At 72.7% G+C, this 2,444-nt stretch carries 1 protein-coding gene and 1 pseudogene; one reads left to right on the top strand and one right to left on the bottom strand.

Features of this window, described 5'->3' with window-relative positions:
- Positions 1-398: 398 nt before the first annotated feature.
- Positions 399-1,445 (bottom strand): LacI family DNA-binding transcriptional regulator, encoded by a 1,047-nt coding sequence (locus CCN35_RS26980; protein WP_067388415.1) that lies wholly within the window; start codon positions 1,443-1,445, stop codon positions 399-401.
- A 307-nt stretch (positions 1,446-1,752) separates the two neighbouring features.
- Between CCN35_RS26980 and CCN35_RS29035 the strand changes: the two are divergent.
- Positions 1,753-1,911: pseudogene (locus tag CCN35_RS29035) on the top strand (Gfo/Idh/MocA family protein); the annotation flags it as partial.
- Positions 1,912-2,444 lie beyond the last annotated feature (533 nt).

Raw genomic sequence — 2,444 nt, 5'->3', positions numbered from 1 at the left:
CGGGGGAGGCGATGGGGGAAGGGACGGGGGAGGTCGGGCACAGGCGCTCCTTCCGGAGGCGTTCCATGAAGGAAACTTCCGAGAAGTCACCCATTATCCGGGAAGTTTCCGTCGGTCAAGGGAGCGCGCAGCGACCGCCGAGGGGCCGTCACCGGCGCTGTCGGAGGGGACGCGCCGATGACGGCGGGCCGCCGCCCGCGGTGCGCAGGGGGGGTCGGCGTTCGCACCCGGCGGCGAGGGCCGACACCGCACCGCGGGGACTCACGCGGCGGCTTGCCGGTTGGACGAGGGGAACCGGGACCGGGTTCCCCGACGGGCGCGGGCCGCCGGAGTTCCCGGACGGACGCGGGGGCGGGGCCGGAGGACGGCCGTTTCTCCCCTTGCCGCCGGGGCACCGCTCATCGCCGGGGCACCGCCGTGGAGCCCCGGACCATCAGCTCTCCTCGCAGGGTCGTGATTCCTCCGGGAGGCGGCTCCTCGCGGCCCGTCGCGATACGGCCCGCCCGGGCGCCCGCCTCGGCGAGCGGAAGCCGTACGGTCGTCAACGGCGGCACCGCGTCGATGCCGAAGGGCAGGTCGTCGAAGCCCGCCACCGAGACGTCCTCCGGTATGCGCAGCCCGGACTCGCGCAGGGCCGCGCAGGCGCCCAGGGCGACGGTGTCGTTCGCGGCGACGATCGCCGTCAGGTCCGGGGCGCGGCGCAGCAGTTCCACAGTGGCCTCGTAGCCGGACCGGCGGTCGTAGTGGCCGTGCACCGTCAGATGCGGGTCGTCCTCGAGGCCCGCCGCCGCCAGGGCCTCCCGGTGTCCTTCCAGACGGTGGCGGGTGGTCGTCCGCTCCCGGGGGCCGGCGATGCAGCCGAGCCGCCGGTGGCCGAGGGCGATCAGATGACCGGTCAGCTGCCGTGCGCCCCCGCGGTTGTCGAAGTCCAGCGCGATCGCCCCGGTGCCGGGTGCCGGCGGGCGTCCGCACAGCACCACGCGCGTTCCCGCGTCCGTCAGCTTGCGCAGCTTCGTGGAGACCGCCGCCGCGTGCGGCGCGTCCTCCACGGCCCCGCCGGTCAGCACCACCGCGGCCGCCCGCTGCCGTTGCAGCAGGGTCAGATGGGTCAGCTCGCGCTCCGGCGAGCCGCCCGTGTTGCAGACCACCGCCAGCCGTTCCCCGCCCGCCCGGCCGCCCGAGCCGCCGATCTCCGACTGGATCGCCCTCGCCAGGATCCCGAAGAAGGGGTCGGCGATGTCGTGGACCAGGATGCCGACCAGGTCGGAGGTGGCGGCGGCGAGCGCGCTCGCGGGGCCGTTGAGGACGTAGTCCAGCTCGTCGACCGCCTTCAGCACCCGCTCCCGGGTGGAGGCGGCGACCGGGTATTTCCCGTTCAGCACGCGCGACACCGTCGCGGGCGAGACCTGTGCACGGGCCGCCACGTCCGCCAGGGTCACCGTCATCTCGTCGTCCTCCGGTCACGCATGTCGTCGTCGTACGTGCCGTACGCCTTGCCGTGCTCGTGCGCCTCTGTCCGCAGCCCGCGGGACCGCCGCCGGGCAGGACGTGTCGTGCCGACCCTACGACCCCTCGGCCCCTCTTGTTCGTCCCCTCGAACAAGACGTCCGAGGACGCGCTCTTGCCCGGCCCATTGCCCGGAGACCGGCTTCTCTCCCCGTGGAAACCGCTCACCGCACGGCTCACCAGCACCACTGCCGAGGTGCATATGACGAGTGAAAGCGCATGCTCCCGCGATGAAGGGGGACCGGTGTGACACGCAGGACGGTGCGGATCGCCGTGAACGGCGTGATCGGGCGCAGGGGATGCCGCCGGCACCTCGTCCGCTCGGTCCACGCCCTGCGCGAGCAGGGCGGACTCGACCTCGGCGACGGCACCGTGCTGTGGCCGGAACCCGCCCTGGACGGCCGCGGTCGGGGCGGCGACGGCGCGATCGGTCTGCGGCAGCGGAGGAGCCGCGTGGAGGCGGCCGGATACCGCGGGGCGATCGAGGTGGAGCCGTTCAACGAGGAGCTGTGGGCGAGGGACGGGCGGGGGTGCCGGCCGAGACCGCCGCCAGGTCCATGGAGCACGTGATCCGGTGAGCGCAGGACACCGAAAAAATCTTGCGGAGCCCTGCAACCTTTTCCGCACCCCGGGTGTCATAGCTCACGTCAGAACTCTTCGAGGGGGGATCTGGGGGGATCACGGGGGTTCTGATGCGTGAAGGGGGGAAGCCGAGGGGGCCGGTCCGTCGATCCGGCCCCCTCGAAGCGTTCACCGAGCCGTCACCCGGCGGAGGGCGAAGACGCGGGCCGCCGAAGTGGATTTCCTGGTCACCTGGTTGTGGCAGGGCTGTGACGCAGGGCGGTTGCGGGTGCGATTGCCTGTTGTGAACATGGTGGTGCGGAAACGTTCGAAGCGAGAAGAAGCAACTCACTTCAGGGGGAGGCGAGTTCGGCGTG

The organism is Streptomyces thermovulgaris (assembly GCF_002155915.1).
In the GTDB taxonomy this organism is placed as follows: Bacteria; Actinomycetota; Actinomycetes; order Streptomycetales; family Streptomycetaceae; genus Streptomyces; species Streptomyces thermovulgaris.
The sequence above is the reverse complement of the archived record's forward strand: the minus strand, read 5'-3'. Positions and strand labels throughout refer to the sequence as shown.